We start from the raw sequence: 5,322 nt of genomic DNA, 5'->3' as shown, positions 1-5,322 counted from the left end.
CGCGCCGAGGATGACCGCGTCCGTGGAGCGCAGCCCGGCGCGGGCGAGCTTGCGGGCGAGCGCGGAGGTGAGCAGCCGGTGCGGCCCGAGCGGCGGCGCGACGAGCGCGTCCGGCCGGTGTTCGGCGAGGATGGTGGGCAGGTCGATGTGGACGTGGTAGCCGCCGGCGAGCAGGAGCGGCACCACGATGACGGGGCCGGGCAGGGCGGGCAGCCGCTCGGCGAGCAGGGGCCGGCTGATCTCCAGGTATGCCAGCTCGACACGGTGCCCGGGGCGCTGCCGGCGGACGGCGGCGGCCAGGCCGGCCAGGGTTCGCTCGCCAGCCGCGCTGCGGGTGCCGTGTGCCGCCAGGACGAGGGTGGGCGTCACAGGCCTGCCTCGTGGGCGCAGGCGAGCCGGTAGCCGCGCTTGACGACCGTCTCGACGATGCCGCTGGGGCCGAGGGCCCGGCGCAGGCGGGTGATGGCCATCTCGACGGCGTGTTCGGCGGACTCGCGGGCGATGCTGCCCGGCAGGACGGTGCGCAGCTCGGTGCGTGAGACGACGTGCCCGGGTTTGTCGGCCAGCCGCTTGAGCACGGCCATCGGCGCGGGTGGCAGCGGGCGCAGCTCGCCGTCGACCACGACGGCGTGGCCGCGGATCTCCAGGTGGTGACCGCCGGCGACGAGGCGGGTGACGCCGTGTTCGGGCAGGTGCCTGGCCAGGACGCGGGCCAGGGAGCCGAGCCGGGAGCGTTCCGGCTGGAGCGTGGGCACGCCGCGCGTGACGAGCGGGTCGGCCGTGACGGGCCCGACGCAGGCGGCCACGACCCGGCCGCCGAAGGCGGCGAGCAGCGCGTCCTCCAGTCCTTCACCGCGGGCGGCGGCGAACATGGCGTGCACGGCCGGTGCGCTGGTGAAGGCGACGGCGTCGACGGCGCCGGAGATCGTCTGGGTGATCAGCCGGCGCAGCGGCGAGGGGTCGCGGTACGGCAGCCAGCGGTAGACGGGGATCTCGATCACCTCCGCGCCCGCCCCGCGCAGGTCGTGGACGAACTCGGTGAGCGGTTCGCCGTGGAGCTGCACCGCGATGCGCCGGCCGCGCAGGTTCTGGGCGAGCAGGTACTGCTTGACCTCGCGGCAGGAGTCGGTGGCGGGGGTCCAGTAGTCGTCGAGCCCGGCGGCGCGCACCGCTCCCCTGGCCTTGGGGCCGCGGGTGAGCAGGCGGGCGCCGGACAGCCGGCTGACGAGGGCGGCGGACAGGCCCCAGCCCTCGGCGGCGGCCATCCAGCCGCGGAAGCCCACGCCGGTGGTGACGACCACGTCGTCGAGGGGCGCGGCCAGGCTGACGCGGGTGGCCTCCAGCAGGTCGGCGTCCTCGGCGAGGGGCACCAGCCTGATCGCGGGGGCGCTCACGACGCGGGCGCCGCGCCGTTCGAGCAGCGCGCCGAACTCCTCACGGCGGCGGGTGGCGGTGACGCCCACGGTGAATCCGGACAGGGCGTTGGGTGCGGTTTCGTGTGGCCGCATGGTCTGCTCGCTGGGGAGTGCGCTCATGCGAACACCTCCTGAGGGATCGGGGGGGCCGGTGGGCATGGCCGGGCCCCGAGCGCCGGGCCAGGCATCACAGGCACGCGAACCGGAAGTGAGATCACATGATTGATAGTGCTTTCGGGCCGTTTCGCCTCTGGGTCCCTTCTGTTACCGCTGTGCTACAACCCTCGGCCCCCTGGATTGATCGCGGAGGGGGGCGGGAACGCTGCGGGTGACCGAGGCGGCGTATCGGGGAGTTGCGGTGACGGTCAGGCCCATCCGTGTGTTCGACGACCCGGTGCTGCGCGCCGTGTCGGCGCCCGTGAAGGACTTCGATCGCGAGCTGCGGGGTCTGGTCAAGGCCCTGACGGCGACGGTGCGCGCCGGGCCGGGGCGCGCGGGGCTGGCGGCCCCGCAGATCGGGGTGTCGTTGCGCGTGGTGGTCTACTCCTACGACGGCAGGTCGGGGCACCTGGTCAACCCCAGGCTGGAGCCGTCGGAGCGGCGGATCACCGCGGACGAGGCGTGCCTGTCGGCGCCGGGGGTGTGGTGGCCGCTGGAGCGCGCCTACATGGTGACGGCCCGGGGCCGCGACATGTTCGGCAGGCCCGTGGCGGTGCGCGCGCTGGGGGTGCTGGCGAGGGTGCTGCAGCACGAGTGCGACCACCTGGACGGCGTGCTGTTCAGCGATCACCTCGAAGAGCGCGAGCGGGAACGCTTTCTGGCGGCCGCGTTGCCGCGAGGGTGATGGCGCGGCGCTGGGACGGATCCGTGCCGCCCCAGACCCCGTCCGTCTGGCGGGTGTCCATCGCGTAGTCGAGGCAGGGCCGGCGGACCGGGCATCCCCGGCACACGGCCTTGGCCCGCTGCACCTGCTCACGGCCCGGTCCTTCCAGCGAGATGGGGAAGAACAGCTCCGGGTCCATGGCCTGGCAGGCGGCCCTGCGCGACCAGTCGGGCATCGTCATGCCCACCGGGCCTACCCGCCAGATTCCGGGTCATACGTCTATGTTTCCGTCATGGCTCAACGAGCCGGTCATTTCTCCGTAGGCCTTGTCAGTGTCACAGCTCCGCGAGCAGCCGGTCCCAGTCGGCCAGGAACCTGTCGAGCCCGTACCGGGACAGCGCGGCGGCCCGCGCCGCCTTGCCGGCCCGCGCCGCGCGCTCCGGGTCCGCGGCGAACTCTTTGAGCGCCCGCGCCAGCACCTCCACCCTGGTGGAGATCACCCCGGCCTCCGGGGGCACCGCCTCGACCGCCTCGGTCGCGGCCACCGCGACCACCGGCATGCCGAGCGTCATCGCCTCGACGAGGGCGAGACCGAGCGAGGTCCACCGGTAGGGGTGCAGGTAGACGCGCCGCCGGGCCAGCTCGTGGTGCATGACGTGCTGCGGCAGGTCCTCGTACGTGCCGTACGGCAGGCCGTTCACCTTCATGCCGAAGACGTCGAGCGGCACCTCGGCAGCGAAGCGCGGAAGCAGGTCGGTGCCGGCGACACGGGTGCGCCGCACCGGCTCGTTGACCACGACGCCCGCCCGGGGCAGCTCGCCGGTGTAGAGGTGGCCGGGGTCGGGGACGCCGTGCTCGATCACCCGGGTGGGCGCCCTGCCGTTGTCCCAGAACAGCTCGTTGAAGTGGGTGACGTGCACGAGCGTGACGTCGTCGCGGCCGGCCAGGGCGTGGCGGGTACGCGGCACGTCGCCGGCCGGGGTGTTGTGCTCGACGTAGATCGCGGGGATCGCGTCCAGGTCGCCGCCGAGCCACTCGCGGGCCAGCCCCAGCTCGCGCGGGCGCTGGTAGACGACCACGTCGACCGGCTCGTCGCGCAGCCGGTCCCACGGCACCTCGCGCACGCTGCCGGGCCAGTCGTAGGTCCGCGCCCGGCCCCGCCCGTCGGGGCCCCTGTCCGGGACGAGCGGCAGGAGGTACTCGTGCGCGCCGCGTACGAACGCGCCGGTCCACGAGCCGTGCACGTGCCAGAGGAGGATCCTCACCAGCGGCTCCAGCCCATCGCGCGGGACCAGCGGGCGCCCGCGCCGACCGGGGTGGCCGCCTCCAGGTCGCCGAGCACACGCTCGGCCACGTCGGCCAGGTCCCCGGCCACCTCGGGGGCCTCGTCGATCTCCTCCTGCCTGGTCGCCTCCGTCGGCACCAGGATGCCGCGCGCGCCGGCCGCCCTGGCCGCGTCCATGTCCCTGCCGATGTCGCCCACCACCACGCAGTCGCGCGGGCTGACGTCCAGCACCGCGGCCGCTCTGATCAGCAGGCCGGGGGCGGGCTTGCGGCAGGTGCAGCCGTCGCCGTCGTCGTGCACGCAGATGGCCCACGCGTCGAACGGCCCGAGCAGCTCCTCCACCCTGGCGTTGACCTGGTCCATCTGGTCGGGAGAGATGATGCCCTTGGCGACGCCCGACTGGTTGGTGACGATGGCCACCGGCACGTCCGCCCTGCGCAGCCGGGCCACAGCCTCGACCGCTCCGGGCATGGGCTCCACCCGGTCCGGGTCGCCGTTGTACGGGACGTCCCTGATCAGGGTCCCGTCACGGTCGAAGAGCACGGCCCCGGGACGTCGTTGTTCGAACACCTCTCACCTCCGCGAGCTAGCGCGAGCTCTGTCGAGCTCCGTCAAGCCGCTCGCCAGCTACCCGGGGGACCGTCCGACAAACAACTACTCAGAGTGACAAAGTACTGTTCGGAGGCTTGTTTCCGCACTTCATCGGCCTGGCCCAGGTTTGGGAGCCGCTCCTCTCGGTAGCGGTTCTCCTGCCTGCGGGGGAGGGACCGGATGAGATTTCTCGGCATCAACGCGATCTTCCACGACCCGGCCGCGGCGCTGGTGGTCGACGGACGTGTCGTGGCGGCGGCGGAGGAGGAGCGCTTCAGCCGGCGCAAGCACGGCAAGCGGCCGCTGGCCTTCTCGGCGTGGGAGCTGCCGGAGCAGGCGGCGGCCTGGTGCCTGCGCGAGGCGGGCCTCCAGCCCGAGGACGTCGACGTGGTCGCGTACTCCTACGACCCGTCCCTGGTGCGGAACCGACCGGACGGCGGCCCGGACGGCGACTGGGAGGACCTGCGCACGAAGTACGCGGTGCGCGCTCCCCTGTTCCTCGCCACGGCGCTGCCCGGGCTGGACCCCGCCCAGGTGCGGTTCGTGCCGCACCACGTGGCGCACGCCGCCTCGGCCGGGCTGGCCTCGCCGTTCCGGGACTGCGCGGTGCTGGTGTGCGACGGCCGCGGCGAGAACGTGTCCCACCTCGCGGGGCGCTACCGCGACGGCGAGCTCGAGGTGCTGGCGGCGCAGGAGCTGCCGCACTCGCTGGGGCTCATGTACGAGGACGTGACCGAGCACCTGGGGTTCCTGCGCTCCAGCGACGAGTACAAGGTGATGGCGCTGGCCTCCTACGGCCAGCCCCGGCACCTGGAGGCGCTGCGCGAGCTGGTCCACACGACCGGCGACGGCGGGTTCCGGGTGGAGCCGATCGACTGGAACGGCTACGCCAAGGCCCTGCGGAAGGGGCAGCCGTGGACGTCCGACCACGCCGACCTCGCGGCCAGCGTGCAGGCCCGGCTGGAGGAGGTGCTGCTGGAGCTGGCCCGCTGGCTGCACGAACGCACCGGCGAGCGGCGGCTGGCGCTGGCGGGCGGCGTGGCGCTCAACTGCGTCGCCAACACGCGCCTGCTCCACGAGGGGCCGTTCGACGAGGTGTGGGTGCAGCCCGCGGCCGGTGACTCGGGCACCGCGCTGGGCGGGGCGCTGCACCTGGCCCAGGCGTACGGCGAGCGGGCCGCGCCCATGCCGGGCGCCGGCCTCGGGCG

The 5,322-nt window shown here is 73.9% G+C and carries 7 protein-coding genes; 2 read left to right on the top strand and 5 right to left on the bottom strand.

The window, feature by feature from the left end; all coding sequences use genetic code 11:
- Together DQW85_RS28095 and DQW85_RS28090 are read right to left on the bottom strand one after the other, a co-directional pair.
- Positions 1-369, bottom strand: a 369-nt coding sequence (locus DQW85_RS28095) for a sirohydrochlorin chelatase (protein ID WP_205315467.1), incomplete at its 3' end; no start/stop codon positions are given.
- The gene (locus DQW85_RS28090) at positions 366-1,535 is read right to left on the bottom strand and encodes a uroporphyrinogen-III synthase (RefSeq protein WP_205315466.1); all 1,170 of its coding nucleotides are present in this window, start codon (positions 1,533-1,535) and stop codon (positions 366-368) included. The genes DQW85_RS28090 and DQW85_RS28095, both read right to left, overlap by 4 nt.
- Positions 1,536-1,773: 238 nt before the next feature.
- Here DQW85_RS28090 and DQW85_RS28085 point away from each other — a divergent pair, with 238 nt between their 5' ends.
- Positions 1,774-2,259: a peptide deformylase gene (locus tag DQW85_RS28085; protein WP_113702896.1), complete on the top strand. Its 486-nt coding sequence runs from the start codon at positions 1,774-1,776 to the stop codon at positions 2,257-2,259.
- Here the strand turns inward: DQW85_RS28085 and DQW85_RS28080 are convergent.
- The 3 genes from DQW85_RS28080 to DQW85_RS28070 form a co-directional block, all read right to left on the bottom strand.
- Positions 2,195-2,473: a WhiB family transcriptional regulator gene (locus DQW85_RS28080; RefSeq protein WP_113702897.1), complete on the bottom strand. Its 279-nt coding sequence runs from the start codon at positions 2,471-2,473 to the stop codon at positions 2,195-2,197. The two genes, DQW85_RS28085 and DQW85_RS28080, sit on opposite strands and share 65 nt — an antisense overlap.
- Positions 2,474-2,573: 100 nt before the next feature.
- Positions 2,574-3,503: a glycosyltransferase gene (locus tag DQW85_RS28075; RefSeq protein ID WP_113702895.1), complete on the bottom strand. Its 930-nt coding sequence runs from the start codon at positions 3,501-3,503 to the stop codon at positions 2,574-2,576.
- Positions 3,500-4,093, bottom strand: a complete 594-nt coding sequence (locus DQW85_RS28070) for a D-glycero-alpha-D-manno-heptose-1,7-bisphosphate 7-phosphatase (RefSeq protein ID WP_240197476.1) — start codon at positions 4,091-4,093, stop codon at positions 3,500-3,502. Before DQW85_RS28070 ends, DQW85_RS28075 begins: the two co-directional genes overlap by 4 nt.
- 201 nt (positions 4,094-4,294) lie before the next feature.
- Between DQW85_RS28070 and DQW85_RS28065 the strand changes: the two genes are divergently transcribed.
- A partial coding sequence (locus DQW85_RS28065) for a carbamoyltransferase N-terminal domain-containing protein (RefSeq protein WP_275888268.1) occupies positions 4,295-5,322 on the top strand: 1,028 nt, incomplete at its 3' end.

The sequence above is a fragment of the Nonomuraea lactucae genome, assembly GCF_003313395.1.
Lineage (GTDB): Bacteria > Actinomycetota > Actinomycetes > Streptosporangiales > Streptosporangiaceae > Nonomuraea > Nonomuraea lactucae.
This window is presented reverse-complemented; position numbering and strand designations above follow the sequence as displayed.

What these genes read in the sequence shown, in the direction of transcription:
- DQW85_RS28090 (WP_205315466.1), bottom strand. Translation starts at nt 1,535, where the DNA reads ATGAGCGCACTCCCCAGCGAGCAGACCATGCGGCCACACGAAACCGCA.
- DQW85_RS28080 (WP_113702897.1), bottom strand. Translation starts at nt 2,473, where the DNA reads ATGCCCGACTGGTCGCGCAGGGCCGCCTGCCAGGCCATGGACCCGGAG.